Origin of the sequence: Paenibacillus oleatilyticus (genome assembly GCF_018998565.1) — a bacterium.
Taxonomy (GTDB): domain Bacteria; phylum Bacillota; class Bacilli; order Paenibacillales; family NBRC-103111; genus Paenibacillus_G; species Paenibacillus_G oleatilyticus.
This window is the reverse complement of sequence record NZ_JAHNZO010000045.1, coordinates 24,216-50,928: the sequence shown is the minus strand read 5'-3', so window position 1 is coordinate 50,928 and position 26,713 is coordinate 24,216. Positions and strand designations below refer to the sequence as shown.

The window sequence follows — 26,713 nt, the reverse complement described above, 5'->3', positions numbered from 1 at the left end:
CTGCGTATCGGCGAAGAGGACCGCGCGCTGCTGTTCGCCAGCCTGTCGTTTGACGCGGCCTGCTGGGAGATCTTCCAAGCGTTGTTCTGCGGCGCGACCTTGTACGTGCCGACGAAGGATACGATCTTGAACTACCAATGGTTTGAAACGTATATGGCGGAGCATCAAATTACGGTCGCGACCCTGCCGCCAACGTATGCGGTGTATCTGGAGCCGGAGCAGATGCCAAGCCTGCGCATTCTGTTCACAGCGGGTTCCGCCTCGTCGCCGGAGCTGGTGCAGAAGTGGAAGGACAAGGTGGCGTATTACAACGGGTACGGTCCGACGGAAAACTCGGTAGCGACGTCGATCTGGCCGGTTTCGGAAGATCCGGAGGCAGGCAGGCTGATTTCGATCGGGCGTCCGATGCCGAATCACCGGGTATACATCGTGGACAGGCACGGGCATCTATTGCCGGTAGGCGTAGCAGGCGAGCTGTGCGTAGCCGGTGCGGGTCTGGCCAGAGGCTACCTGGATCGTCCGGAGCTGACGGCGGAGGCATTCGTGACCAGCCGCTTCAGCGGAGAGCGGATGTACCGGACGGGGGACCTGGCAAGATGGCTGCCGGACGGGCGGCTTGAATATTTGGGGCGGATCGACCACCAGGTGAAAATCCGCGGTTACCGGATCGAGCTGGGCGAAGTGGAAGCGCAGCTGGCGAAGGTCGACGGCGTTCAGGAAGCGATCGTTCTCGCGCGCGAGGACGCAAGCGGGCAGCAGCAGCTCGTCGCCTACTTTGTAGCGCAAAGAGAGCTGACGGCATCGGAATTGAGAGCGGCGATGTCGCAGGAACTGCCGAACTATATGATCCCGTCGTATTTCGTACAGCTGGCGCAGATGCCGTTGACGCCGAACGACAAGATCGACCGCAAAGCGCTGCCTGCTCCGGAAGGAAGCATGCATGCGGGCGGAGAATACGTCGCGCCGCGGACGCCGACGGAAGCCAAGCTGGTAAGTATCTGGCAGGATGTGCTTGGTCTGGAGAAGGTGAGCGTGAAGGACAACTTCTTCGAGCTGGGCGGACATTCGCTGCGTGCGACCGCATTGGCCAGCAAGGTGCGCAAGGAGCTGAATATGGAGCTTCCGCTGCGGCACATTTTCCAATTCCCGACGGTCGAGCAATTGGCGGAGGCGATCGGCCAACTGGAGCAGCAGGCGTTCGATGCGATTCCTGTCGTCGAAGAACGGGAGTACTATCCGGTTTCCTCGGTCCAGAAACGGCTCTTTATCCTGCATCAGCTGGAAGGCGCGGCCCAAAGCTACAACATGCCGAGCGTGATGGGGCTCGAAGGGGCGCTGGACCGCGAGCGGTTCGAAGAGACGTTCCGCAAGCTGATTGCACGTCATGAGACGCTGCGGACGGGCTTCGAGCTGGTGGACGGAGAACCGGTGCAGCGGATCTATCCGGAAGTGGATTTTGCCGTCGAAACGATTCAGGTGGGCGTGGAAGAAGCCAAAACGATTGTACGCGACTTCATCCGTCCGTTTGATCTGGCGAAGGCGCCGCTCCTGCGGGTAGGCTTGGTCGAGCTGGCGTCCAAACGGTACATTCTGATGCTGGATATGCATCACATTGTTTCCGATGGCGTCTCGGCGGACGTTCTGGTGGAAGAATTCGCCCAGCTGTATAGCGGGGAGGAATTGCCGGCGCTGCGCATTCAGTATAAGGATTATGCCGTATGGCAGCAGTCCGACGCGCAAAAAGAGCAGCTGAAGCGCCAGGAGGCATACTGGCTCGAAACGTTCCGTGGAGAACTGCCGGTGCTCGAAATGCCGACCGACTATGCCCGCCCTGCGGTACAGAACTATACCGGCGATGCGCTTGTTTTCCGCATGAGTTCGGAAGTAAGCGAAGGGCTGAAGCGGATCGCCGCGGAAAGCGGCGCAACGCTGTACATGGTGCTGCTGGCCGCCTACACGGTGCTGCTGCAAAAGTATACCGCTCAGGAGGACATCATCGTCGGTACGCCGATTGCGGGCAGAACCCATGCCGATCTGCAGCCGCTGATCGGGATGTTCGTCAATACGTTGGCGATCCGCAGCTATCCGGCGGCGGACAAAACGTTCCTCTCGTATTTGAAGGAAGTGAAGGAAACGACGCTTGGCGCGTTCGAGCGTCAGGATTATCCGTTCGAAGAGCTGGTGGACAAGCTGAAGCTGGCCCGCGACTTGAGCCGCAACCCGCTTTTCGACACGATGTTTACTCTGCAAAATACGGAGAATAAGGAATTCCACCTGCCGGGCTTGCAGCTTACGCCGTACCCGGTTGAAGAACATACGTCGAAATTCGACCTGAGCTTGGACATTATGGAAAGCGGCGACGGCTTCCTATGCGGAATCGAATACGCCACCGCCTTGTACAAACGGGAAACGATCGAACGGATAGCGAAGCATTTCGAGCAATTGCTGGTGGCTATCGTGAGCGATCCTGCGGCCAAAATCGCGTCGCTGGGCATCCTGACAGCCGAAGAGAAGGCGCAGATCGGGCACGTGTTCAACCCGGCCGCGCCGGAGGCGCCGGAGAACGAGGCGTTCCACGCGCTGTTCGAGAAGCAGGCGGAGCGCACGCCGGAGGCGACGGCGGTCGTCTACGAAAACGACCGGCTGACGTACCGGGAGCTGAACGAACGGGCGAACCGTCTGGCGCGCACGCTACAGGCTCAAGGCGTGAAGCCAAATCAACTGGTGGGCATTCTGGCCGACCGTTCGACCGATCTGCTCGTCGGCGCGCTGGCGGTATGGAAAGCGGGTGGAGCTTATGTGCCGCTGGACCCGGATTATCCGTCCGACCGCATCCAGTTCATGCTGGAGGACAGCGCAGCCACGGTGCTGCTGACGCAAACGCATCTGCAGGAGCGCGCGCGGCAATGGGTGCAGGGGGAGCAGACGCTGCAAGCGGTGCTTTGCCTGGAAGACGAAGCGGCGTATGCCGAAGACGCGTCGAACGTGGCGAACGTGAACGAGCCGCACGATCTGGCTTACGTGATCTATACGTCGGGTACGACGGGACGTCCGAAAGGGGTCATGATCGAGCACCGCAGCCTGGTCAATACGGCGGCAGGATACCGTCGGGAGTATCGTCTGGATCAATTCCCGGTACGGCTGCTGCAGCTGGCGAGCTTCTCGTTCGACGTGTTCGTCGGAGACATTGCGCGGACGCTGTATAATGGGGGCACGATGGTCCTCTGCCCGAAAGACGACCGGATCGATCCGGCCCGTCTGCACTACTGGATCAGCAAGGAGAGGATCACGATCTTCGAATCGACGCCGGCGCTCATCGTGCCGTTCATGGACTATGTGGCCGAGCACGGGCTGGATATGAGCTCAATGGAGCTGTTAATTACCAGCTCGGACAGCTGCAGCGTGACGGATTACCGGGTGCTGCAGGAGCGCTTCGGGTCGCAGTTCAGAATCATCAACGCTTACGGGGTAACGGAAGCGGCGATCGATTCGAGCCTCTACGACGAGCCACTGGACAAGCTGCCGGGGGCGGGGAACGTGCCGATCGGGAAAGCGGCGCTGAACGCCAAGTTCTACATCGTCGACGCGCACTTGAATCCGGTGCCGGTGGGCGTGTTGGGCGAGCTGTGCATCGGCGGCATCGGGGTGGCGCGAGGCTACCTGAACCGTCCGGAGCTGACGGAAGAGAAATTTGTGGACAGCCCGTTTGTGGAAGGCGAGCGTTTATACCGGACGGGAGATCTTGCGCGATGGATGCCGGACGGCAACGTGGACTTCATCGGCCGGATCGACAACCAGGCGAAAATCCGGGGATACCGGATTGAAACGGGCGAGATCGAGACGCAGATGCTGAAAGCGGAAGGCGTGCGGGAAGCGATCGTCGTCGTGCGGGAGGATGCCAAAGGCCAGAAGGTGCTGTGCGCATACTTTACGGCGGAAAGCGAGCTGAAGCTGAGCGAGCTGCGGAGCAGCCTGTCGCAGGAGCTGCCGGGGTACATGATCCCGTCGTACTTCATGCAGCAGGAGCAGCTGCCGCTGACGGCGAACGGGAAGATCGACCGCAAAGCGCTGCCGGCGCCGGATGCGAGCATGCAGATGGGCGTGGAATACGTCGCGCCGCGGACGCCGCAGGAGGCGAAGCTAGCAAGCATCTGGCAGGAAGTGCTGGGGCTGGAGAAGGTAGGCATGAAGGACAACTTTTTCGAGCTGGGCGGCCATTCCCTGAGCGCGACGCTGTTGGTCGGCAAGGTGCATAAGGAGATGAACGTGGAGCTCCCGCTGCGGGAGGTGTTCCGCGCTCCAACCATCGAACAATTGGCAAAAGCAGCAGAGAGCTTGCAGCAATCGGCGTATGCAACGATTCCGGTAGCGCCGGTTATGGAGTATTACCCGGTAACATCTGCGCAAAAGCGGATTTATCTGCTTTGCCATCAGGCAGGCGGAGAGGTGAGCTATAACATGCCGACCGTGCTTTTGGTGAAGGGTGAACTTGACCGCGAGCGGTTGGAGCACGCTTTCCTTCGTCTGATTGAGCGGCATGAGGCGCTGCGGACCGGCTTTGGCATCGTGGATGGCCGAGTCGTACAGCGGGTTTACGACGACGCCGATTTTATTCTGGAATTTGTGCAAATACCGGAAGCGGAGGCGGATCTCCATATTCGCAGCTTCTTTCGCCCGTTTGACTTGCAGCGTCCGCCGCTGATCCGCGTGCGTCTTATCGAGCTGGAGCCGGCCCGCCACCTGCTGTTGATCGACATGCACCATATCATTACCGACGGCGTATCGTCGGAAATTATCGTTCAGGAGGTTGCGCAATTCTATAACGGTCAGGAGCCGTCTCCGCTTACGCTTCAGTATAAGGATTACGCCGTATGGCAGCAGGAAGCGGCGTCTTCCGAGCGCCGCCGCAAGCAAGAGGAATTCTGGCTGGATCATATGTCGGGCGCGCTGCCAGTGCTGGACTTGCCTATCGCCTATCCAAGACCTGCCCAGCGCAGCTTTGAAGGGGCGAATCTCGAATTTACGGTAGAGCCGCAAACCATGGAACTACTGCTCAAACTGGCCGCCGAAACCGGTACGACAATGTATATGGTTCTGCTCGCCGCCTATACGGTGCTGTTGTCCAAGTACAGCGGACAGGAAGATATTATTATCGGCTCGCCGGTGGCGGGACGGCTGTCCGCCGATCTGGAAGGAATCGTTGGCATGTTCGTCAATACGATACCGCTCCGCAATTATCCGGCGAAGGACAAAACCTTTCTCAGCTATTTGCAAGAGGTTAAGGAACGAACCTTGCTGGCGTTCGAGCATCAGGAATATCCGCTGGAGGAGCTGGTGGAATCCTTGAATGTTCCGCGCAATCCGAGCCGCAATCCGCTTTTTGACGCTGTATTTATGTTTGACAATTTAGAACGACAGGAATCAACGCTGGAATCGCTGACCTTTGAGTCTTACGCTCAAGAGCATGCAACAGCCAAATTCGATCTGACTTTAACGATGAACGTGGCCGAGGAAGGGCTGCAGGGCATTATCGAATATTCAACGAAGCTGTTTAACAGGCAGGCCGTTGAGCTGCTTTCCAGGCATTTTATAACGTTGCTGGCTGAGATTGGACGCAATCCTGCACAGGCCATTAACGATTTGGAATTCGGAAGCCGCCTTGTGCAAAGCAAGCCGGTACAGGAAACGATTCATTTTACATTCTGATTCGGAGGTGGCCCTATGCAAATCATGTTTGAGAGCGAAAGGACGTATTGGCAGGACAGGTTCGATAGCGAGGATCGGGTAGCGGCCTTTCCATATACAAGTGGCTGGAACAATACTCCTGAGGGCATCCGGCATGTATCGAACACGTTTGCGCCGGAGATTTCCGGCCGGATCGCCGCGATTACTGGCGGGGGAGCGCCGCTTCCCGTATTTCTGGTCTTGATGGCGGGTGTCAAGGCGCTGCTCTATGCTTACACGAATGAAGAGCAACTGATTGTCGGTACGCCTCCTGTTCCGGCTCCAGGCGACAGCGTCGCTCCAGTAAACCCGCTATTGTTGATCAAAACCCGGATTGCCCCGGATACGAACTTTCGCAGTTTGCTGAACAGCCTGAGAAGCTCGGTCTCCGAAGCCATTGAGCATCAAAACCTGCCTTACTGGAATTACACTGGACAGGTGCAAATCCCGCTGCTCGCCAGCGGGATTCCCCTGATCGCCACGTGGGTAACGCTCAATCAGCTTCACACCCAGGACCATGCCGAGAAAGTGGTTGCCGGGCTTGCGTTCCACTTTGACTGGCAGGATGGGATGGCCTCCGTGCAGGTTTCGTATGAGGGCAGCAAGTATGAGGAGGGGTTCATCCGACAGCTGCTTGCCCATTTGCACAAGCTTTTTTCCGTGGTATTATTTGAATCCGAGCTGCCCCTCCTGCAAGCCGATTATTTATCGGAGGAAGAGAAGGAGCAGCTGCTTGAGCGATTCAACCCCGCCGCAGCTCCGTATCCACGGGAGTCCACGATCCACCAGTTATTTGAAGAGCAAGCCCGGCGCCTGCCCGATCAGACCGCCGTGGTATGCGGCGGGGAGTCGCTGACTTACCTGGAGCTTGCCGGGCGTTCCAGTGCTATTGCCGCGGCTTTGGAGAAAGCGGGCATACAGAAGGAAGAGCTTGTCGGCATTATCGCCGGGCGTTCCATCGACATGATTGCCGGCATCCTCGGCATTCTGAAAGCCGGGGGCGCTTATGTGCCGATTGATCCGGATTATCCGGACGAGCGTATTCGTTACTTGCTGGAAGACTCCGGCGTCCGGGTGCTGCTATCCTCTGAGGTTTCCCGCGAAAGAGCGGAAGTTTTCTCAGACGTCATCGAACAGATCTTGGGTATCAACGAGGCGTCTGAGAAGTCCCCATTGGCGGACGTTGAAGCACGTAACGCAGGCTTAGCAGCCATACATGACCCGCAGCAGCTCGCCTATATCATGTATACATCGGGGTCGACGGGAAGGCCGAAGGGCGTTATGGTCGAGCACCGCAATGTCGTGCGGCTCGTGAAACAGACGAATTATGTCGAGCTGGACGAAAATACGCGGATTCTGCAAACCGGCGCGGTCGTCTTCGATGCCTCCACCTTTGAAGTTTGGGGCGCTTTGTTGAACGGGGGCACGCTTTATCTCGTCGATAAGGACGTTATCTTGAGTGCGGCGAAGCTGAAGGAAGCGGTCCAAGCCTATGGCATCACGACGATGTGGCTGACGTCTCCGTTGTTTTATCAATTGGCGCAGCAGGACATCGGCCTGTTTAGCGGTCTGCACACGCTTATTGTCGGTGGGGACGTTTTGTCCGCGCCTCATGTCAACCGTGTGCTTCGCGAGCATCCGTCGCTGCATCTGATCAATGGATATGGACCTACGGAGAATACGACGTTTTCCACCACGCACAGGGTTGTCGGGGAACAAACGGAAGCCGTGCCGATCGGCCGTCCGATTGCTCATTCCACCGCTTATGTTGTCAACGCGGCAAACAAACTGGCTCCGATTGGCGCATGGGGGGAACTGCTCGTCGGCGGGGACGGCGTAGCACGCGGCTATTTGAACCAGCCGGGGTTGACGACTGAGAATTTTATCCCGAATCCGTTTGCCGGCGGAGGCCGCTGCTATCGTACTGGAGACTTGGCCAGATGGCGTCCAGATGGCGTGTTGGAGTATAAGGGAAGAATCGACGAGCAGGTGAAAATCCGCGGTTTCCGCATTGAGCTTTCAGAAATCGAAGCCGAGTTGCTTAAGATCGGGAGCTTACGGGAAGCGGTGGTAGTCGTCCGCGAAGAGGAAGGTGGCGGGAAATATTTGTGCGCCTACTACTCGGCGGAGGAAGTCATCCCGGCGAGCCGTATACGGAGCGACCTGCTGCAGGAGCTTCCGGAATACATGATACCGGCTCATTTTGTTCAGCTGGAGCACCTTCCGCTAAATCCGAACGGCAAGGTGGACCGGCGGGCGCTGCCCGAACCGGTTGCATCGCTAATCGGAGTCGAGGATTACGAAGCTCCGCATACCCCAATGGAAACGAAGCTCGTTAAAATTTACCAAGAAGTACTGGGGCTTGAGCGTGTAAGTGTGAAAGACAACTTCTTTGACATCGGGGGCCATTCCTTAAAGGTGCTGCAATTGACAGAAAAAATCTATGATGAGCTTCGGGTGGATATCCCCATTCGCGTCGTCTATGATTATCCTTCGGTCGAAGCGTTAGCTGCGGAACTTTTGCAGCTTGAATTTACCAAGTACGAATATCACCGCGGCAGCAATATCATCAAGCTCAATAGCCCTGGTTTTCTCAATGTGTTCTGCTTCCCGCCAGTGCTTGGATACGGCATGATGTTTTCAGATATGGCCAGGCACCTGGACAACCACTGCACGGTGTACACGGTTGATTTCATCGAGGATTACAAGGACCATGCAGACTTGTATGATTCCTACATCGAATCGATCCTGCGCATTCAGGAGCAAGGACCGTATGTGCTTCTCGGTTATTCGGCAGGGGGCAATCTAGTCTTTGAAGTGGCGAAAGCGATGGAGAAGAGGGGCTACGAAGTGTCTGATGTCCTGATCGTGGATTCGACAAGACGGAATTATGCTTTTGGCTTGCCCGAGAGACTCGATTATGAAACCGACTACTTATTTGCGTATGTGCCCGAGCCGTACAATCAAGTCCTAAACGCCCCCGTGACCAAGGAGAAAGTCAGGAAGAAAATTTATGCTTTCCACCACTATTTAAGCGATCTGGTCAACTCAGGGACAGTTCAAGCAAATATCCACTGTTTGGTTGAAGAAAATTCGGATAGCGGGGAAGAAGCAAAATATAACCGCTTTTTTTGGAAGGATGCGACCCGGAACCGGTATACGGAATATAAGCTGAAGGGCGAGCATTTGGATCTGCTTTTCCCTGGTTTTGTAGAGGATAATGCAAAAGTCATTCAAGGCATCGTAAAGGAAATCGTCGAACGGACGGAACCGCTGTAGCAATTGGGCTAATGAAACGGCAAAGACATCTCCCTTTTTGTGGTACGCCAGCATGGGCGTCATCCCTAGGGTGAAAGTCCCGAACGGGCAGATCGCCGAAAAAACGTCCGGTACCCGTATGGAGTCCCATTTGGTATAGCGGACGGCTATCAAACCAAATCAATCCTGATTGAGCGTGAGTCTTTTTAAGGCCCGCGAATCGATCGGGATTCTTTTTTGTGCTTGTTAAAAAGAGGCTGGGGATTTTTGCTTTTGCAAACGTTGCGTCTCCGGCGTGCGAACCTGTGTTATAATGATGAAGGAATAACGGTTCATGGGAGAGATGAAGCTTGGAGCAGTTGAAGGATACAAACGATATACAGGATAACAATGCGACGCTTCCGCGTGTTTTGCTCGTCGACGGGATGGCCTTGCTGTTCCGCGCTTTTTATGCCACTTCCTATAGCGGATATATTATGAAAACGAGCGCAGGGACGCCGACGAACGCCGTATTCGGATTCGTGAAATATTTTTGGGATGCGGTTCAGCGGTTTACGCCGACCCACATCGTATGCTGCTGGGACATGGGGAGCAAAACGTTCCGCAGCGAGCAATTCACGGAATATAAGGCGAACCGGGTCGATTGTCCGGAAGAGCTTATTCCCCAGTTCGACCTTGTCAAAGAGGTGACGTCCAGCTTCGGCGTTGTGAACGTCGGCATCACCGGGTATGAGGCTGACGATTGCATCGGCACGCTGGCTAAGCATTTCAGCCAGGACGCGGAAGTATACATACTGACGGGAGATCACGATATGCTGCAGCTCGTGGCCGAGCGGGTGCGCGTCGTGATTATGAAGAAGGGCCAGGGCAATTACGCCGTCTACAGCCCGGAATCGCTGCTTGAGGAAATGCAGCTGACACCGAAGCAAATTATCGATCTTAAAGGGCTCATGGGCGATACGGCGGATAATTACCCGGGCGTCAAAGGCATCGGAGAAAAGACGGCGCTCAAGCTGCTGGTGGAGTACGAATCGATCGAAGGGATTTTGGAAAATCTGGCGCTGCTGCCGAAGGGCGTTCGCTCCAAGATCGAAACGCAGCTCGACATGCTGCATCTCTCGCGAAGCCTGGCTACGATCTGCTGCGAAGCTCCCGTTGCCTGCGCGCTGGAAAGCTGCTTCTGGGAAATGGACCGGCAATCGGTCCTGAGCAAGTTTGAAGAGCTCGAATTCAGGGGATTAATGAAATTGATCGGATAATGAAAAGAGGCGGCTGAACTTATGGAACAACAATATGCCAAACAATCGCGATGCTACAAAACTTCCCGGGTGTTTCCGACCGATGTCAACAATCACAACACGCTGTTCGGCGGCAAGCTGATGGCTTATATTGACGATATCGCTTCGATTTCGGCTTCCAAGCATTGCCGGGAAAACGTCGTTACCGCATCCACCGACTCCGTCGACTTTTTGTCGCCTGTGCGGCCTACGGACTCGGTCTGTCTCGAATCGTTCGTCACGTGGACTGGCAAAAGCTCGATGGAAGTATTTGTGAAAGTCATCACCGAGGATCTGATTACCGGCGAGCGGAAAATTGCGGCAACGGCCTTCCTGACCTTCGTCGCGCTGAATGACGACCAGCGGCCCGTTCCGGTGCCGCAAGTCATCCCGGAAACGGAAGAAGAGAAGCGGCTGCATGAAACGGCGAAGCACCGGGCGGAAATGCGCAGAATCCGCCGTGAGCAAAGCAAGGCATTTGCGGATTATTTGATTACGGATTTTCCTTGGGAATAACCGAAGAATGAAAATGAAACAGACCTCCTAAGCTGCTGATGCCGATGCGGCCCGGAGGTCTGTTCTGTTTTAGCTTGGGAGCGCAGCCTAGGATTCGGCAGTCAGACCCCCGCGACCGTCTCCGCTTCCGGGATTTGCCTCGCCGCGCCGACGTCTTTGGGCAGGAGCAGAGCTGCGACGCCCAGCAGCGGGAGGAAGGCGCAGAGCTGAATGACGAAAGAAACGCTCGTCTTATCGATCAGCGCACCAAGGACGACGGACCCGAGCCCGCCGAGCCCGAACGCCAATCCGAAGAACAGCCCGGCGACGGTCCCGACCTTCCCCGGGAGCAGCTCCTGGGCGTATACGATAATCACCGTAAACCCTGACATCAGGATTGCGCCGATCATAAAGCAAAGCACGGTGGCCCAGAATGGCGTGGCATAGGGCAGCAGCAGCGAAAACGGCGCGGTGCCGAGAATGGAAAACCAGATGATCCGCTTCCGTCCGAAACGGTCGGCAAGCGGGCCGCCGAACAGCGTCCCGAGCATGCCGGCCGCCTGCAGCACGAACAAGCAGAGCTGGGCCTTTTCCAAGGACAACCCGTACCGGTCCATATAATAAAAGGCATAGTAGCCGGTCATGCCGGCAATATACACAAATTTGGAGAACAGCAGGACGATCAGCAAACCGATGGCGAAGGAGACATATCCTTTTTTCAAGGGCTTCGTATCGGCTGGTAATGCACTCCGTTTCTTGGCGGACTGAGCGGCAAGATGACGCCGGTACCAGCCCGAGACGATGCCCTGCAGCACGATTCCCAATACGGCGGCGAACGAGAACAAGAGCAGCCCCCGTTGTCCTTGAGGCACCACGAGCCAGGCGACGATTAAGGGAGCGAGCGCCTGTCCGGTATTGCCCCCGACCTGAAAGATCGATTGGGCTAGTCCTCTTCCTTTGGCGGAGGCAAGGTGGGCAACCCGCGAAGATTCGGGATGCAGCACGGACGAGCCGACGCCCAGCAGCAAGGCGGAAGCAATCAGCATCCACCAATTGGCCGAATAGGCGAACCCGATCATGCCGAGCAGCGAGAAAACCATGCCCGCCGGAAGCAGCAGCGGCGTCGGACGCTTGTCGGTGTAATAGCCGACCAGCGGCTGCAATACGGAGGCCGTGACGTTCAAGGCGAAGGCGATCCAGCCGATTTGCGCGAAGCTGAGCTGCATCGATTGCTGGAAGATCGGAAATACCGCAGGGATGGCGGACTGCATCGCGTCGTTCAGCAGATGCGCCAGGCTGACCCCGGTCAGCGCAAGCATGCCGGCCGAGGCGGTTTTGCTTAACGTGTCTTTAGCGTTCATAGGCACCTATCCTTTTTTTCTTTCTAATCTTAAGGGAGGAGGCGGACGAAGTCGCCGCAAAAATTGCTTAACGTCCGAGCAATTTTTGCTATAATGGCGGGAAGGAGGGAGACCGGACATGCAATTTAAGTTGACGACGCCGAACATGGAGCTGTGGCGCATCGAGAATACGTTTGAGAATATCCCCCATGCCCATGCCGATTTTTATCAAATTACCATTCCGGTCACCGGCACGTGCCGCTTGACGCAGGAGCGGAGAGTGTATTCGATCAGCGGAGGCCACGCGTTGATCCAGTATCCGGGGGAGGAGCATCATTTTTCACTTGGCCCGGATGGAGGCGTATATATCGTGCAGGTCCGGAAGCAATTGCTTGCCGAAGGATGGCGGGAACAGGAGCCGGAGCTGGATTCGCGGCCGCTTTTTAACCTCGAAGACATAAAAAAACGAATGAAGTCCTGGACTTCCGAGCTACTGCTTCGAGACGGTCCCGACCCGCTCGCGGTAGAGGAAACCGAAGGCCGGGTGCTGGCTTATATACGGCGCGTTGTGGAAAAAAACGGTTCCCGCAGCTCTGGCGGGCTGAACGTACGGCATGCCGATCGGGCACTCGTATCGGGAATGACGGATATTCTGGAGTTTATTCATGCGCATTATACGGAACGGCTGACGATGGAGAGGCTTGCTTCGCTCGTTTATCAGAGCAAGTTTCACTTTATCCGCTCTTTTACGCAGACGGTGGGCGTGACGCCCTATCAATATATTTTGCGCTTGCGGATCGAACAGGCGAAGGAGCAGCTCGCGAGGACGCGCGCCAGCGTTACGGAGATTAGCTACAGTCTGGGATTTTCGAGCCCAAGTCAACTTTACCGCGCGTTTGCCAAAGCGACCGGTGTCACTCCGGAGCAGTACCGGAAAGGAACTGCTCCCCGCTAAGACGTCCGTATCCGAAAAAAAGCCTATTTCATCTGGGGAAACTCCCTTCGAATTCGTACACCCTTGAGATATAATCGAAAGACTAGAATCGGGAAGAGGGGACGACGCATGAGCAACATCAACGTATGGGAAAACGCCGAGCCCGGCGTGAAACGGAAAATATTCGAGCCGGGAGCCGGCATCATGATGATGGAAGTGCATTTCGAGGAAGGGGCCGAAGGGTACGTGCACAGCCACCCGCACGAGCAGCTGTCGTACTGCTTGAGGGGCCGGCTGGAATTTACGGTGGACGGGGAAACGAAGGTGATCGTAGCGGGGGAGACGATCTACATCCCGAGCGGGGCGAAGCACGGCTGCCGGGCGTTGGAGGCGAGCGCGCTGCTCGACTCGTTCACGCCGGTGCGCGAGGATCTGGTCAAGAGATAACGGGGAAAAGCCGTAAGCTCCGGGACCCTTCTTACATTAAGCAAAAAAGACGGGCTTACCGTGAAGTAATCCCGTCTCCCGCTTTCCGCTCAAATGTCCGAGAAGCTGATCGGCCCGACAACCTCACTCAGAAACGCCCGCAGCTCGTTGGCTTCCTCTTCGCTGAGCTTGTACGCATGCTCCAGATATCCTTCTTCCTCCAGATCGTCCGGTCCGATGACCGCCGTCCGTCCCGTCTGCATGTCGGTGACTAATTTTTTACCATAAAAACGATTCGTGCTCGTAATCGCCAGATCGAACCGCCGCAGCGTTTCGCCGACTACGCATACGAAGCGGGTTTTCGTTTCCTCCGTACCGTCGTACAAAAAATCAAACTCCGTCATGACGCATCCTCCGATACTTAATTTCCTGAAGCTACCCGAATTATAACAGATTTGCCGACCAACCCGCAAAAACGGTCCGTCAGCCGGGGAAACCGGCTTTTTTTCCAGTCCGGTTCACGTTTTCAATTCCGGGGAAACGTGATACAATCGAGTGAAGCGTTAAATCGTAGAATTCTATTTTCATAGGGATGGAAACGGAGGCTTTCAGCGAATGTCCAAGGGAAAAATGAGAAGCGACATGATCAAAAAGGGCTTTGACCGCGCTCCGCACCGCAGCTTGCTGCGTGCCGCCGGCGTCAAAGAGGAGGACTTCGACAAGCCGTTTATCGCGGTTTGCAACTCGTATATCGACATTGTTCCGGGTCACGTTCACTTGCAGGAATTCGGCAAGATCGTGAAAGAAGCGATTCGCGAAGCAGGCGGCGTGCCGTTTGAATTTAACACGATCGGCGTAGACGACGGTATTGCTATGGGGCATATCGGCATGCGCTATTCCTTGCCGAGCCGCGAGATCATTGCGGATTCTCTCGAAACGGTCGTATCCGCACACTGGTTCGACGGCATGGTTTGCATCCCGAACTGCGACAAAATTACGCCGGGCATGATGATGGGCGCGCTGCGCGTCAACATTCCGACGGTTTTCGTCAGCGGCGGTCCGATGAAAGCGGGGAAAACGAGCGACGGCCGTTCGATTTCGCTGTCCTCCGTGTTCGAGGGCGTGGGCGCTTACCAAGCCGGCAAAATCGACGACAAAGGTCTGCTTGAGCTTGAGCAATACGGCTGTCCGACCTGCGGCTCCTGCTCCGGCATGTTCACGGCCAACTCGATGAACTGTCTGGCGGAAGCTCTTGGTCTGGCGCTCCCGGGCAACGGCACCATTTTGGCGGTTTCCGAAGACCGCAAAGAATTCGTGAAGCGTTCCGCAAAGCAGCTGATGGAGCTGATTCAAAAGGATATCAAGCCGCGTGACATCGTGACGATGGAAGCGATCGACAATGCGTTCGCGCTGGATATGGCGATGGGCGGCTCGACGAATACCGTCCTGCATACGCTGGCTTTGGCGCACGAAGCGGGCTTCGAATACCCGATCGAGCGGATCAACGAAGTGGCGAAGCGCATCCCGCACTTGGCAAAAATCGCTCCGGCCTCCGATTATCATATCGAGGACGTGCACAACGCAGGAGGCGTGAGCGCCGTCCTGAACGAATTGTTCAAAAAGCCCGGCGCGCTGTACGGTGACCGCATCACCGTGACCGGCAAAACGCTGCGCGAAAACGTCGCCGGCTGCGAGATTTTGAATACGGACGTCATCCGTACGCTGGACAATCCGCATTCGGAGCAAGGCGGGCTGGCAGTGCTGTTCGGCAACCTGGCCCCGAACGGCTCGATCATCAAGGTCGGCGCGGTGGACAAGTCCGTAGGCGGCTATCACAAAGGGCCGGCGATCTGCTTCGATTCGCAGGAAGCGGCGCTGGAAGGCATCGCCAACGGCAAAGTAAAAGAAGGCCATGTCGTCGTAATCCGTTATGAAGGCCCGAAAGGCGGTCCCGGCATGCCGGAAATGCTCGCCCCGACCTCGCAGATCGTCGGGATGGGACTCGGCGCGAAGGTCGGCCTCATTACGGACGGCCGTTTCTCCGGCGCATCGCGCGGTATCAGCATCGGCCACATCTCGCCGGAAGCGGCGGAAGGCGGTCCGATCGCCTTCGTCGAGGACGGGGATATCATCGAGCTCGATCTCGTTAACCGCAAAATCGAGCTGCTGGTCAGCGACGAGGAATTCGAACGCCGCCGCGCGAACTGGAAAGGCTTCGAGCCGAAGGTGAAAACGGGGTATTTGGCCCGCTATTCCAAGCTCGTTACCTCGGCCAGCACCGGCGGAGTCATGAAAATCTAAAAAGCAAAATAGCGGCTCACCGGAGCAATTCCGGCGGGCCGCTTTATGTTTGTAACGCCATGTTTAAAGGCCATCCCGCAAGGAATGGCCTAATTTTTAGGATCGAACAGGATTCTTGATGATTTCAATAAGGCTGGTAAAACTATCGCCAGCATAACCGTTTTTCATGCCTCGCTTGAAGATCTCCAAAACTGCGGCTAGCAAGGTAGCGTCGATGCCGGCATCTTCCGTCGTATGAACGACGTGCTCGACGCTTGCCAATCCCATGGCAAGTCGGTCTACGTCGCCAGGGTGCTTGTCCTCATCGAGACGCGGCGTGTAGAACTCGACGAACTTCGGCAGCGACGATAGAGTCGACGAAGCATAGGGCAAGAACTGCTCCGCCGTAATGCCGTTCGCGTTGGCCACAGCAAGTGCGTGCAGGTAGCTGAGCATGGACGTCCAGAAGATATCCATCTGGATCTGGTAGTACAACATGGCTAGTCCGGGGTCCTCGCCCCGATAGTCGGTACCGGTCAGTACTTCCAGTGTCTCCCTGTGGGCCTCGAAGACTTCTCTTGGACCGCTATAGTAGGTGTATGACTCCGGCTTACCGATACCTGAAGGCGGAACTTGCACGCCGCCGGTGACATGCCGGGCTCCACGGTCGGCTAGCCATTTGGCCGCTTTGCGTACTTTCTCCGGAGTATCTGAACTCAGGTTGACGAGCACCTTGCCGGACAAGATTGCCGAAGACGGTTCGAGAATGGCGTACATCACATCGTAGTCTGTAAGACTGAGGATCACGAGCTCATTAGCGGCTAACGCCTCGTCGACTGTGGACGCTCGGATGGCTCCTTTCGCTACAAGCTCGTCTGCTTTACTAGCGGTCCGGTTCCACACGGTTACCGCATAGCCGGATTCAAGGAAAACGCCCGCCATCGCCTGGCCCATCGGCCCTAATCCCATAACGGTCACCGATTTGCGGTTCGTGGCTGCACTCGCGTTGCCGACACCAATGTCTTCTTTTAGATTACTGCTGTTCATATGGAAAACTCCTTTCGAAATGAGACTAAGCAGATCATAAAGGATTACACTAGTGTCAATGTCAATAACGCAAAAAAAGCCCGGGAGCGTTTTTGTATACTCCAGGGCCGCATCTGCGTTAGACGGTTTTCTTTTTGCTGATCGTAAAGGCGATTTGCCTCTCCAGTAATCTCTTCAATCCGTGAAGCGATTCGATTTGACGATTCACATGGCCTAGCTTCTCTTTATAGGTTGCCAGCATCTCCTCGCAATATTCATATTCGTCAGGCTCTGCCGCTTCCGTTTTAAACAAGGCTCCGATCTCATCTATTGTTAATCCAAGCTTCAAATATAATTGAATCGCCTTGACTCGCTCTACGGCGGATTCGTCGAAATCCCGGTAATCGTTCTCCAGCCTGTCGGCGCGTAGAAGACCTTTATTTTCATAATGCCGGATGGATCGTACGCTGACATTGGATAATCGCGATAATTCGCTTGTTTTCATTCCTCACGGGCCTCCTTCGATATTTACTCCCCTTAAAACTCTTCGTCCTTAGTGCGCTTTCTTTTAATTTCTGACTTGAGACAATCAATAATTAATAAAATGCTGAAGTAAATAACAACTAATAATCCAAGAGGAGATAAAATTTGGGCAATGTAACTACTTATAAATCCTTGAAAGTTCTCTAACACAGAGTAAAAATATATCGATGGATGTCTGATGCAAATTAGCATTATTCCGCCAAAAATTCCGAATAATAAATTAAGTTTGCGCTCCATAACATCATCCTTTGGGCTCCTAGAGTAACCAAATTTGGTTTTAAGTTGTAACGTCATTATAAAATTTCACATCGTAAGTAGCAAATAGAAGACAAAAGTTATCAGAAGTGTAACGGAACATTGGTGAAAAAGAAAGAGCCGACGGACAAGTGAACCGTCGGCTGAAGCGATAAATATTAGTTCAACAGGAAAACCCGATCCCACTCCGGCTCCCGAGCTTGCATGACAGCCAGCAGCGCGAGGGCAACGCCCGCAGCCCCGTCCAGCACGCCGGCGAAATACAGCTTTTCGCCGTCTTCCAGTTCTGTAAAGCCGTAAGGCGCACTCTCGTCAAAGGAGTCAACTATCCGATCGACGAGACGGTCGCGTAATGGAATCAGCTCCGCAGTTCCTGCGTCTGCGATCATCCGCTGCGTCATTTGCAGGAGACCGGCATAGCCGTGGCAAAAGGTCGCGGAATGCAAGTTCCACAGCCGTTCAGGCCGACGTGCTGTGCCGAGGAACGATTCAATCGCCGTTTCCCTCCACGCCGTTTCCCCGAGCGCTTGCCCCGCGAGCCACAGCGTGCGCGCGACGCCGGGCCCGCCGTAGCACCAAGCCTCGCGGGGCGGCGAGCCGCTTGCGGCGCCCGCTGCCTGCTCTTGCCACGATACATGCGCGGGCCAATAGGGGCCGTACTCATCCTTGATCGTAAACCGCATCAACCACCCGGCGATGGAGCGGATGGCGTCCCTCCCGCCCTCCACTTCGACGCCCTGCTGATGCGCAAGGGAGAGCAGGGCCAACGGACCCGGGATGCCATGGGAAACCCCGCCGTTGAAGTAGCCCTCGGGATATAGCTCCTGATCGGAGGATGAAATAAGCCGGTCGGGTGAAATATACCATCCCGGAACCCGCGTGTTTTGCAGCTCCTTATACTCGCACAGCTCAACCATATACTCAAGCACCTGCGTAAGCGCAATGCGCATCTCGGGCTGCTCTTTAAAGTGCAGCAAATAACGGCCAATTCCGCTTAAGCCCTGCATCACGTCGTAATCGGACATGAGCACGCCTTCATTTATATTTCTTCGGACAACATACATGTACTCGGGAAACATGCGCAGAAAAAAGTCGTTGAGCGACCGAAGCATATTCCCGTACCGGGTGCCCTGCCGCGACAAAGCCTGGATGCCCGTAACGACTCCGGCCATACCGCTCCAGAGGGATAAGGATTCGATTCCTTGCCGTTCCAGAGCTTGCTGCATGAGCACGACGTAGCGGTGACCGACGATATCCCATTGGCCATCCGGCTCCAGGCGATCCAGTTCGCTGAACAACAGGCATAAGCCCGAATATCCCCGAGCAAGGTGCAGCCCATTCCACTTCACGTAGAACTTCCCTTGCTCGATCCGTTTCTGTTCTTCCGCGAGGGCGAATCGCTCGATTTCTTCCGGGTCCTTCAATCGCCGGGCCGTCTCCATCACAATCGAGCGGACCCGTTCGATTCGTTCGGCGCCTTCAAGCGGCAGCCATTTGGCCTCGCAAGCTTCTTTCGGGTTCATTTCCGATTTCTCCCTTCGGATCATGGTTGCTTGCCGTAATCAAACGGCCGAACGCGCTTTGCGCTCATGATCGGCGTCCAAATAAGCATTCGCTTGCATCATATAAAGCTCGGCATACATCCCGTTCTGCTGCATGAGCTGTTGATGATTGCCCTGCTCGACCACGGAGCCTTGATCCATCATGAGGATATGGTCAGCGTACCGGATGGCGGAGTAGCGGTGGGAGATGAAGATGCCCAACCGGTCGCGGACCAGCTCCCGAAACGCTTGAAACACCTGCAGCTCGGTTTCCGGATCGAGCATGGAGCTGGGCTCGTCCAGCACATAAAGCTCGGCTTCGCGCATGAAGGCTCTGGCGATGGCAATCCGCTGCCACTGTCCGCCGGAGAGCTGCTGCCCTTCGTCAAACAAACGCCCGAGCTGGGTGGCAAGGCCTGCAGGCATCGATTGGACCAAGCCGGCGATGCCCGCCCGATCCGCCGCCTTCCACAATTCGGCATCGTCCTCCATTTTGGCGACGTTGCCAAAACCGATATTTTGCCGGACCTGCATCTCATATTGGACAAAATCTTGGAACACGACGCCGACTTTGCGGCGAAACGTTTCACAGTCCATGTCGCGGATCGAGACGCCGTTGATGAGAATGTCTCCTTCGAAGGAGTCGTACAGCTGCGTCAGCAGCTTCATCAAGGTTGTCTTCCCGGACCCGTTGCGCCCTACAATCGCGAGCGTTTCTCCGCGCTGCAGGGTAAAGCTGACATTCCGCAGAGCCGGATAACTGCTGCCGGGATAACGGAAAGAGACATTGCGGAATTCCACCGATTGGATGATAGGCGCATTCGTCGCACGGGAAGCCTCCGAAGTTCCGATTTTTCTGGCGGCAGGATCGGAGGACTGCAAATCCAGGAAAGCGAACAACTGCTGTAAAAATAAATTGTGCTGGCATAAGGAAAGGATGCCTTGCGTCAAATTTTGCGACGAAACTAAGGTTAACGTAATGGCTTGGGTATAGCTGACCACATGGCCGATCAAAATTTCGCGTTTAAAGGCGGACCATAAGACCATGAGAAACATGAACGCATTGACCCCTTGCTGGATCGCTTGAAAAATCGCTCCCATGCCGAGCCGCTTCTTGATCATGCGTTTGTCTTCTGCCAAAAACTGGCGGAGCAGCTCGTGATATTTGCCGAGCAAATAACCGCCCAGTTGAAACAGTTTGATCTCCTTGAAAGAGAGATCCCTTGTCAGCAGCACGGACAAATACCAGGTGTGCCGCATTTTCGGGGCCCGGTTCCATTGAAGCATAAACTCCTGCTGCCCGATCCTCAGAAACGAATAGAAGGAGGTCAAGGGAATGAGGATCAGAAGAAAAGCCGCCCACCATCTCCATGAAATGAGCATAGCCGCGGTCGAGAATAACGTAATGGACGCGGTAACAATGGACAAAATCTGCTGCAGGATTTGATAAGGCCGATGACCGGCCTCGTTCTGAGCGCGTTTCAGGGCGTCCTGCACCTGGGAATTCTCAAAATCGCTAAGCGAAAGGGAAATCGACTTCTCCATAATGAGCATGTTGATCCGATTGCTGAGCAGCGTTTCGAATAATTTGCTGATGAAATTTTGAGCCAGCGACAGCGCTTCGTTAAGTGCGGTAAACGTAGTGAGCCAAATAAAGGGCCAAAGCACGGTCTGAAAACCGGTATCCCAGGCGGCGCCGATGCTGTTGATCAAGGTTTGAAGCAGCAGCAGCGAGATGACCGGCGAGGCGCCGCGCAGGATGTTAATCAATAAAATCGACAAGAAATACGGTTTATGCGTTTGCCACAGCAATTGGAATACGCGGGGCCAATAGCGAAAGGATTGCACAATATTCGTTAGATTTATGGTTAGGGATGCTTCTTCCGCAGCCGAGCTCATGGCTGATTCCTCCTAACATGCTGCAAGCTGTATAACGTATGTCTGGCCAAAGTCAACACCTTCTGCTCTTCTTCCCGTTGGATGCCGAACAGCCGGTTTAGATGCATATGGATCACGCTTTGTATCAGATCCTCCTGAGTATTGGTCAAGGTTCCTTCCGCTTGGCACAGCCGGATTCCCTCGACGTACCGGGTTATCGCCTCGCCGCGGGCATGGAGCATCGGCAGGATGGCCGCTCCGTCAGGGAGATGGCGAAGCTGGGCAAAGTCTCCTCTGGCATCCCCGAATTTCATAAGAAAAGGCCGATGCTGACGGAACAACTCCAAATGCTCCTTATGCTGTACCATCGTGTTAAGCCACTCAAATTGCTCGAAGAAGGACAGTCCGAATCGTTCCATCATGTCAATGACGCTGATGACAGCCAGCAAGTGCGGGTTCAGGCTGAGGTGTCCCGATTGTCGGGCATAAATCCATTCGGCCACGACCCGGCTATCAAGACAGAACAGTCGTTCCGCCGCTCCGATCAACGTTCGGCCCCCGTACCGCTCGATTTCCGGGTCGTAAGTATCGATCACTAAGCGGGACAAGAGCCCGTCTTCCACGCACTGCTGCGTAAACCGGTACAGCTGCGGCAGCAGCATGGTGTGAAGCTGCTCGGGGTGGCCGCAGAAACGCCAGCGAAGATGCGGATCAGGATCGGCATAGCGCATAAAGAAGCTGCCGGCCGCCCATCCTTGCTCCTCCGCCTGACGGCAAAACTCCAGCAGAGGCCCCCCGATAAAAGCGTCGGCGCGATGATCCGCACCGTACCATTTCAGATACAGCCATTCGCTGCCCGGCATTTTCAATCTCTCCGCGAGACGAATGGGAGAAGAGGTGAGAGCTCCGTCAAGATCCGGCTGCGAGGAAGCCTGCGGCAGGTCCCGTTTGACGAGAGGAAAAACAAACTCGGTCACGTAGCGCCCGGCAGCGCTCTCGGGAAGATGCTCAAACGCAAAGCCGGTTTCGGTTAGGACGATCTGCCCCCCAGGCTGGAGCTTCGTATAATCCCGATACACTTCATCCCGATGAAGCGGGGAGTCGAGATCCAGCAGCAAGCGGTTATCCGATTGGGTCAAATAAACGAAGCGCGGCACATTCCACTGCTTCCGGTACGCCTCGAAAGCCTGGCGCCACTGCGTCTCCGTCATGTTTCCGTGAAAAGGCGGCATATCTGCATTAAACTTCCAGCAGGCCGCCGCAATAATCGTTTTGCTGTACCTTAACCGCGGCAAAAAAGGGAAGGTTCGCAGTTCGTTCCACTCGAAAAAATCGATGTTGCGCTGGTTTTCCATCGATAATTCGCGCAAAAAACGATAGACGTTAGGCGAATTCGACGTATTCAGCATGTGGTTTGTCACCGGAATGACCCTTCGATTTTTTGACAGGGACCGCAAATAAAAACCGCTCGCAGAAATGCCGACGACCAGATCGGAGAGCGGGATCGTATGCTCCGGATCTTTGGCCGAATTGGTGCCGATGTCGATTTCGTATTCGCGAATGTTCGTGCTCAGAGCAACGTTGGCCGCGCGGCCGTCTCCCGGAAAATAAACGAGCTCGGCGAGGATCGCATCGGGATGAAGCTTTTGCTCCAATCGGTCAATTTGCTTGAGCTTGTCCACAAAGGAGGAATCAAATAAATCGACAAACCGCCCGACGGACTTGCCCGCACCGTAGGTGCCCGTCGTACCTCCGGCAATCAGGAGAAAGTCACCCTCCTCCACCGCTTGGCCGGATCGGGCGGCAAGGCCAAAATACAATTCCAACGACCGGGGCGCGTACTTTTCCTCCATCGGAACAGGTTCAAGCTGCATCACCATGTCGTCGGTCAGCTCCAATTCCTGCCGCCCCTGCTGGAGGCATGTCATGACCCATTGGGTCAGCAGCATCTTTTTCTTTTGCTGGGCGAAGGAAGGGGTGTTGTCTTCCTTGCGTTTGCTCCGGGGATATTCGTATCCGGCCGGAGCGCCAAGCCCGATGTCTGCATCCAGCAGCTCCAGCAGGGGAACCTCGCGGTAAGCCCCGTATTTCTCCATGAAATCGGCGCGGTAGCTTTCCAGATGCGAAAGTCCCAGCCGTTCCCCGGAGATTCGCCAAAGCGTTTCGCCGACCCGCTCGATCTCCTGCGCAACGGCTTTGGGGAGAGTTAACGCCTCCATCGAGAGGGCCAGATCCACTTGCAGGAGATTAGCCGCTTCGGCAACGGATTTCATGTGCTCAACAAGCTCATGGTATAATGGCTCGCCCTGCCCGATTTCCGTACGGTTATAGCTCGCGATGAGAGCTGCGGCCGTTTCCAGTTTCGCCCTCTCGTCTTCCACGCCTGTGATATCGGCTAAACGCCGCAGTACGTAATCGAATGGCGAAGCGGTCATGAGAGGCGGGCGCAGGTCCGTGATGATGATTTCTTGCTGGACCAACTGCCACAGAAATTGGTTTATTTGCTCGAGTGACGTATCGGAAAATTGGCTGTGCAGCTTCAGCGCCAACTCGCCAAAAGGGAGGGGCTGACGGGTAAGCTCCATCACCTGTTTCACAGCCGGAGTAAGGCGAACGGAGGTGCTCTCCATCGTTGCACCATTGCTTTTCTGCTTGACGCCGTACTTGGTCAGGTAGGGCAGGTAAAGGCGGGAGCCTACGGGATAAGCCAAACAATTGAGACTGACCTTTAACTGCATGACGACGTCAAACCTGCTCTCCAAGTCGGACAGCACTTTCAGCAGCCACTCCATATCCGGGCGGGCTCGTTTGGTGTGGGCCGTTACGGGCTGAAGCTCGAACGCATACCGCTCCCCGAAATTTCCGTATGTTACCCCAGAAAATAAACCAAAAGGCGTCGGACGCGAGGTCATGCGCAGCAAATAGCGCAGAAAGCCTTTTACGGCCTGATCTTGTTTGCGCGGATGCTCCTGGTTGGTTAGGTTGGGCAAAGCCTGAAGCAGCGGCAAGCTGGATACGGCAATGGCCTCCCGGATGATAGGCAATTCGGCGTAGGCGGCCAATTTCTCGAACCATGGCTTGCGGCTAACCGCCTCATCCTCATTTGGATCGACAGAAAGGTTCTGGAATAGTTCCACCGGCAATAAAGGCATCCTCAAAATAAAAAAATCAAGCGCCTGAAAAACGCTTGGATGTGCATGAGCTGGCGTCGGTTGAGAGGGGGCCACTTGAACTGACATGTCGTCTCACCTTCCGTTATCGAGTCGTAGGAGATACTTCGGAAGAACGCGAACGTTCCTCCGAAGTAGGCAGTAGGAACATGCGAAAGTTTAGCAGCTGCCGTGGGTGTAGCCGCACTGATGTCTGCCGGTAAAGCAGTCCGAGGTAAAGCAAGTATCCGTGAAGCATTTGGAAGTGAAGCATTGAGAAGTAAAGCAAGTGGACGTGAAGAGGCCGAAGTTTTGTTGTACCGAATTAACCGATTTCACTTCAACATCCAGGTCGAAAATGTTGTTTGCCATACAGATTTTCTCCCTTCAAGTGGAGAACATGTCTCCAAACATTGTTGCGGCGGCTGGCGAAAGCGGAAGGAATGGACTAAATTAGCAGCTGTAGCCGTGCGTGTAGCCGCACATATGTCTGCCGGTGTAGCAGTCGGAGGAGTAACAAGAATCGGAATAACATTTGGAAGAATAGCATTGAGAACTATAGCATTGCGACGTGTAAAGCCCAAAATTCGCGTTTACCGAATTAACCGATTTCACTTGGACATCCAGATCGAAATTGTTGTTTGCCATAAGTATCTTCTCCCTTCAAATGTAAGAAAATTTTAAAACCGATTGAAACCGCTTTCGCCTTCGCCTGGCCTTGCCGCACAGAAACGTGAATATGGAAGAATAGAATTACAAAATATTCTTTCAAATCCATATTCGACTATAATATACCGAATAATATATTAATAGTCAATATATTACAAATATTTTTATAAAAGTTAGTATAGTTATTCAACGCGCAAAAGTGTTGAAACATCAAAGAACACGCGCGTTAAGAGGGATGTTTGCGCGAATTATGGAGGTAGTTTAGTATGTGAACTGTTACAAAAAGGAACCATAGTTTGTTTTATCCAAACCATAAAGGAGTGTTCCACATAAGATGAAATCATAGCTTATTCGTTCGTAATGCAGCGCCGCGCCAAGCAGTTTTGAAAACGTTTACTTTTGAGAAAAAGTTTTGAGAAAGAGTAGAGAATGGTTTCAGGAGGAATAGAGATGAACAATGCAGCGTTATTATCCGAGATCAAGCCGTCGGCGTCCTCGCGTATGACCGACTTGTTCGAGAAAATGCAGGAGCATGAGCAGGTGCTGTTTTGCAACGATCCCGCTACGGGCTTGAAAGCGATTATCGCCATCCACGATACGACGCTCGGCCCGGCTTTGGGAGGAACGCGGATGAGGCCTTATGCTTCCGTCGAGGAAGCGCTGGAGGACGTTCTGCGTTTATCGAAGGCGATGACCTATAAATGCGCGGCGGCTGACGTGGACTTCGGCGGGGGAAAAGCGGTCATCATCGGAGACCCGGCCAAGGATAAGACCCCGGAATTGTTCCGGGCCTACGGACAATTTATCGATTCGTTGAACGGGAGATTTTATACCGGGACGGATATGGGCACGGTGCTGGACGATTTCGTCCATGCGTGCAAGGAGACGAATTGCATCGCCGGACTGCCCGAGGAATATGGCGGCGGGGGAGAAACGTCGATTCCGACAGCTTTGGGCGTTCTGTACAGCATGAAAGCCGTAGCCCGAACGTTATGGGGGCATGAGGCGTTGAGCGGCAAACGGTTCGCGATTCAAGGCTTGGGGAAGGTCGGCTTTAAAGTCGCCGAGCATTTGCTGCAGGAAGGTGCCGATCTGTATGTGACCGATGTGGATCAAACTACGGTAGACCAAGTTGTGGAAAGAGCCGGTAAGCTCGGCAGAACCGTGACCGCCGTGAAAGGAGAAGAGATCTACGGCGTAGAGGCCGACTTCTTCGTTCCGTGCGCCGTCGGCGGCATTATTAACGATCATACGATCGGGCAGCTCAAGGTCCAAGCGATCGTAGGCGCGGCGAACAATCAACTGCTTCATGAGAGCCATGCCCTTGACCTGAAGCGAAAAGGCATCCTTTATGCCCCCGATTACGTGGTCAACAGCGGCGGCATCATGCAAGTATCGGATGAGCTGTATGGACCGAACAAAGACAGAGTATTGGCCAAAACGAAAGCGATCTATCATTCGCTGCTCCGCGTGTTCTCGGAAGCCAAGGAGAAAAACATCACAACGGTCGAAGCGGCGAATCTGATCTGTGAGCAGCGAATTCAATCCCGAAAAGGAAGAAACAGCTTCTTCTCCCCCAGAAAGCGCGCCAAATGGCAGATCCGCCACTAACCGCAGGTGGAAAGCACGGAGACCTTATTACGATTTTCCGGGAGGCTTGTTCTGATGGCTACCATCAAGCTGTGCAGCTCGAATGAGCTGACCAAATCGGAAGCTTTAAAACAAATCGCGCATGACGGCTTAGTTGATATTGTGGTGAAGGACTGTTTGGGCAATTGCGGGCAATGCTACTTGGAGCGCTTCGTGAAAGTGGATCAACGAATTGTCGTTATGAACGATGATGAAGAGCTGCTGGACCAGCTTCTGAAAGCAGCCGCCTCCGAAGCCGACTAAACTCATTTAACGTACTAAAGCGATT

At 54.8% G+C, this 26,713-nt stretch carries 17 protein-coding genes; 9 read left to right on the top strand and 8 right to left on the bottom strand.

The features are described 5' to 3' along the window. From KQX66_RS34300 to KQX66_RS34285, 4 genes are all read left to right on the top strand, one after another. Positions 1-5,706, top strand: a 5,706-nt coding sequence (locus KQX66_RS34300; protein WP_216798038.1) for a non-ribosomal peptide synthetase, incomplete at its 5' end; no start/stop codon positions are given. Between the two features lie 15 nt (positions 5,707-5,721). Continuing rightward, positions 5,722-9,003: a non-ribosomal peptide synthetase gene (locus KQX66_RS34295; protein WP_216798037.1), complete on the top strand. Its 3,282-nt coding sequence runs from the start codon at positions 5,722-5,724 to the stop codon at positions 9,001-9,003. Positions 9,004-9,332: 329 nt separating this feature from the next. After that, positions 9,333-10,241: a 5'-3' exonuclease gene (locus KQX66_RS34290; protein ID WP_284439879.1), complete on the top strand. Its 909-nt coding sequence runs from the start codon at positions 9,333-9,335 to the stop codon at positions 10,239-10,241. Positions 10,242-10,262: 21 nt separating this feature from the next. Next, entirely contained in the window at positions 10,263-10,775 is a 513-nt protein-coding gene (locus KQX66_RS34285) for an acyl-CoA thioesterase (protein WP_063181193.1), read from the top strand. 101 nt (positions 10,776-10,876) lie between these two features. Here KQX66_RS34285 and KQX66_RS34280 read toward each other — a convergent pair whose 3' ends face one another. Then, positions 10,877-12,115, bottom strand: a complete 1,239-nt coding sequence (locus tag KQX66_RS34280; protein WP_216798036.1) for an MFS transporter — start codon at positions 12,113-12,115, stop codon at positions 10,877-10,879. A gap of 118 nt (positions 12,116-12,233) precedes the next feature. Between KQX66_RS34280 and KQX66_RS34275 the strand changes: the two genes are divergently transcribed. Both KQX66_RS34275 and KQX66_RS34270 read left to right on the top strand, forming a co-directional pair. After that, positions 12,234-13,049, top strand: coding sequence for an AraC family transcriptional regulator (locus tag KQX66_RS34275; protein WP_216798035.1), 816 nt, complete (start codon positions 12,234-12,236; stop codon positions 13,047-13,049). A 108-nt stretch (positions 13,050-13,157) separates the two neighbouring features. Then, positions 13,158-13,475, top strand: a complete 318-nt coding sequence (locus tag KQX66_RS34270) for a cupin domain-containing protein (RefSeq protein ID WP_216798034.1) — start codon at positions 13,158-13,160, stop codon at positions 13,473-13,475. Positions 13,476-13,564: 89 nt separating this feature from the next. Here the strand turns inward: KQX66_RS34270 and KQX66_RS34265 are convergent, their stop codons facing one another. Beyond that, complete coding sequence (locus tag KQX66_RS34265) at positions 13,565-13,858, bottom strand: DUF3055 domain-containing protein (protein ID WP_025851098.1); 294 nt, start codon at positions 13,856-13,858, stop codon at positions 13,565-13,567. Positions 13,859-14,069: 211 nt separating this feature from the next. Here KQX66_RS34265 and ilvD point away from each other — a divergent pair, with 211 nt between their 5' ends. Then, on the top strand, positions 14,070-15,755 hold the full coding sequence (gene ilvD, locus KQX66_RS34260; RefSeq protein ID WP_216798033.1) for a dihydroxy-acid dehydratase: 1,686 nt from the start codon (positions 14,070-14,072) through the stop codon (positions 15,753-15,755). A 96-nt stretch (positions 15,756-15,851) separates the two neighbouring features. On the opposite strand, the gene KQX66_RS34255 is transcribed toward ilvD, so the two are convergent. From KQX66_RS34255 to KQX66_RS38240, 6 genes are all read right to left on the bottom strand, one after another. Then, entirely contained in the window at positions 15,852-16,781 is a 930-nt protein-coding gene (locus KQX66_RS34255; protein ID WP_216798032.1) for an NAD(P)-dependent oxidoreductase, read from the bottom strand. A 118-nt stretch (positions 16,782-16,899) separates the two neighbouring features. Continuing rightward, the gene (locus KQX66_RS34250) at positions 16,900-17,265 is read right to left on the bottom strand and encodes a MerR family transcriptional regulator (protein ID WP_216798031.1); all 366 of its coding nucleotides are present in this window, start codon (positions 17,263-17,265) and stop codon (positions 16,900-16,902) included. Positions 17,266-17,716: 451 nt separating this feature from the next. Beyond that, the gene (locus KQX66_RS34245) at positions 17,717-19,081 is read right to left on the bottom strand and encodes a lanthionine synthetase C family protein (protein WP_216798030.1); all 1,365 of its coding nucleotides are present in this window, start codon (positions 19,079-19,081) and stop codon (positions 17,717-17,719) included. 39 nt (positions 19,082-19,120) lie between these two features. After that, the gene (locus tag KQX66_RS34240; protein ID WP_216798029.1) at positions 19,121-20,998 is read right to left on the bottom strand and encodes an ABC transporter ATP-binding protein; all 1,878 of its coding nucleotides are present in this window, start codon (positions 20,996-20,998) and stop codon (positions 19,121-19,123) included. Then, positions 20,995-24,114 carry a lantibiotic dehydratase gene (locus tag KQX66_RS34235; RefSeq protein ID WP_308647313.1) on the bottom strand — a complete coding sequence of 1,040 codons (3,120 nt, stop codon included), beginning with the start codon at positions 24,112-24,114 and terminating at the stop codon, positions 20,995-20,997. Before KQX66_RS34235 ends, KQX66_RS34240 begins: the two co-directional genes overlap by 4 nt. Before the next feature lie 192 nt (positions 24,115-24,306). Further along, positions 24,307-24,498 (bottom strand): elgicin/penisin family lantibiotic, encoded by a 192-nt coding sequence (locus KQX66_RS38240; protein WP_216798027.1) that lies wholly within the window; start codon positions 24,496-24,498, stop codon positions 24,307-24,309. Positions 24,499-25,245: 747 nt separating this feature from the next. Here KQX66_RS38240 and KQX66_RS34220 point away from each other — a divergent pair. Further along, on the top strand, positions 25,246-26,406 hold the full coding sequence (locus KQX66_RS34220) for a Glu/Leu/Phe/Val dehydrogenase dimerization domain-containing protein (RefSeq protein ID WP_253957627.1): 1,161 nt from the start codon (positions 25,246-25,248) through the stop codon (positions 26,404-26,406). A gap of 54 nt (positions 26,407-26,460) precedes the next feature. Further along, positions 26,461-26,688, top strand: a complete 228-nt coding sequence (locus KQX66_RS34215) for a DUF1450 domain-containing protein (protein WP_216798026.1) — start codon at positions 26,461-26,463, stop codon at positions 26,686-26,688. Positions 26,689-26,713 lie beyond the last annotated feature (25 nt).

Coding starts and splice junctions, on each gene's coding strand:
- KQX66_RS34295 (WP_216798037.1), top strand. CDS start 5,722: ATGCAAATCATGTTTGAGAGCGAAAGGACGTATTGGCAGGACAGGTTC.
- KQX66_RS34285 (WP_063181193.1), top strand. CDS start 10,263: ATGGAACAACAATATGCCAAACAATCGCGATGCTACAAAACTTCCCGG.
- KQX66_RS34280 (WP_216798036.1), bottom strand. CDS start 12,115: ATGAACGCTAAAGACACGTTAAGCAAAACCGCCTCGGCCGGCATGCTT.
- KQX66_RS34275 (WP_216798035.1), top strand. CDS start 12,234: ATGCAATTTAAGTTGACGACGCCGAACATGGAGCTGTGGCGCATCGAG.
- KQX66_RS34270 (WP_216798034.1), top strand. CDS start 13,158: ATGAGCAACATCAACGTATGGGAAAACGCCGAGCCCGGCGTGAAACGG.
- KQX66_RS34265 (WP_025851098.1), bottom strand. CDS start 13,858: ATGACGGAGTTTGATTTTTTGTACGACGGTACGGAGGAAACGAAAACC.
- ilvD (WP_216798033.1), top strand. CDS start 14,070: ATGTCCAAGGGAAAAATGAGAAGCGACATGATCAAAAAGGGCTTTGAC.
- KQX66_RS34255 (WP_216798032.1), bottom strand. CDS start 16,781: ATGAACAGCAGTAATCTAAAAGAAGACATTGGTGTCGGCAACGCGAGT.
- KQX66_RS34250 (WP_216798031.1), bottom strand. CDS start 17,265: ATGAAAACAAGCGAATTATCGCGATTATCCAATGTCAGCGTACGATCC.
- KQX66_RS34245 (WP_216798030.1), bottom strand. CDS start 19,081: ATGAACCCGAAAGAAGCTTGCGAGGCCAAATGGCTGCCGCTTGAAGGC.
- KQX66_RS34240 (WP_216798029.1), bottom strand. CDS start 20,998: ATGAGCTCGGCTGCGGAAGAAGCATCCCTAACCATAAATCTAACGAAT.
- KQX66_RS38240 (WP_216798027.1), bottom strand. CDS start 24,498: ATGGCAAACAACATTTTCGACCTGGATGTTGAAGTGAAATCGGTTAAT.
- KQX66_RS34220 (WP_253957627.1), top strand. CDS start 25,246: ATGAACAATGCAGCGTTATTATCCGAGATCAAGCCGTCGGCGTCCTCG.
- KQX66_RS34215 (WP_216798026.1), top strand. CDS start 26,461: ATGGCTACCATCAAGCTGTGCAGCTCGAATGAGCTGACCAAATCGGAA.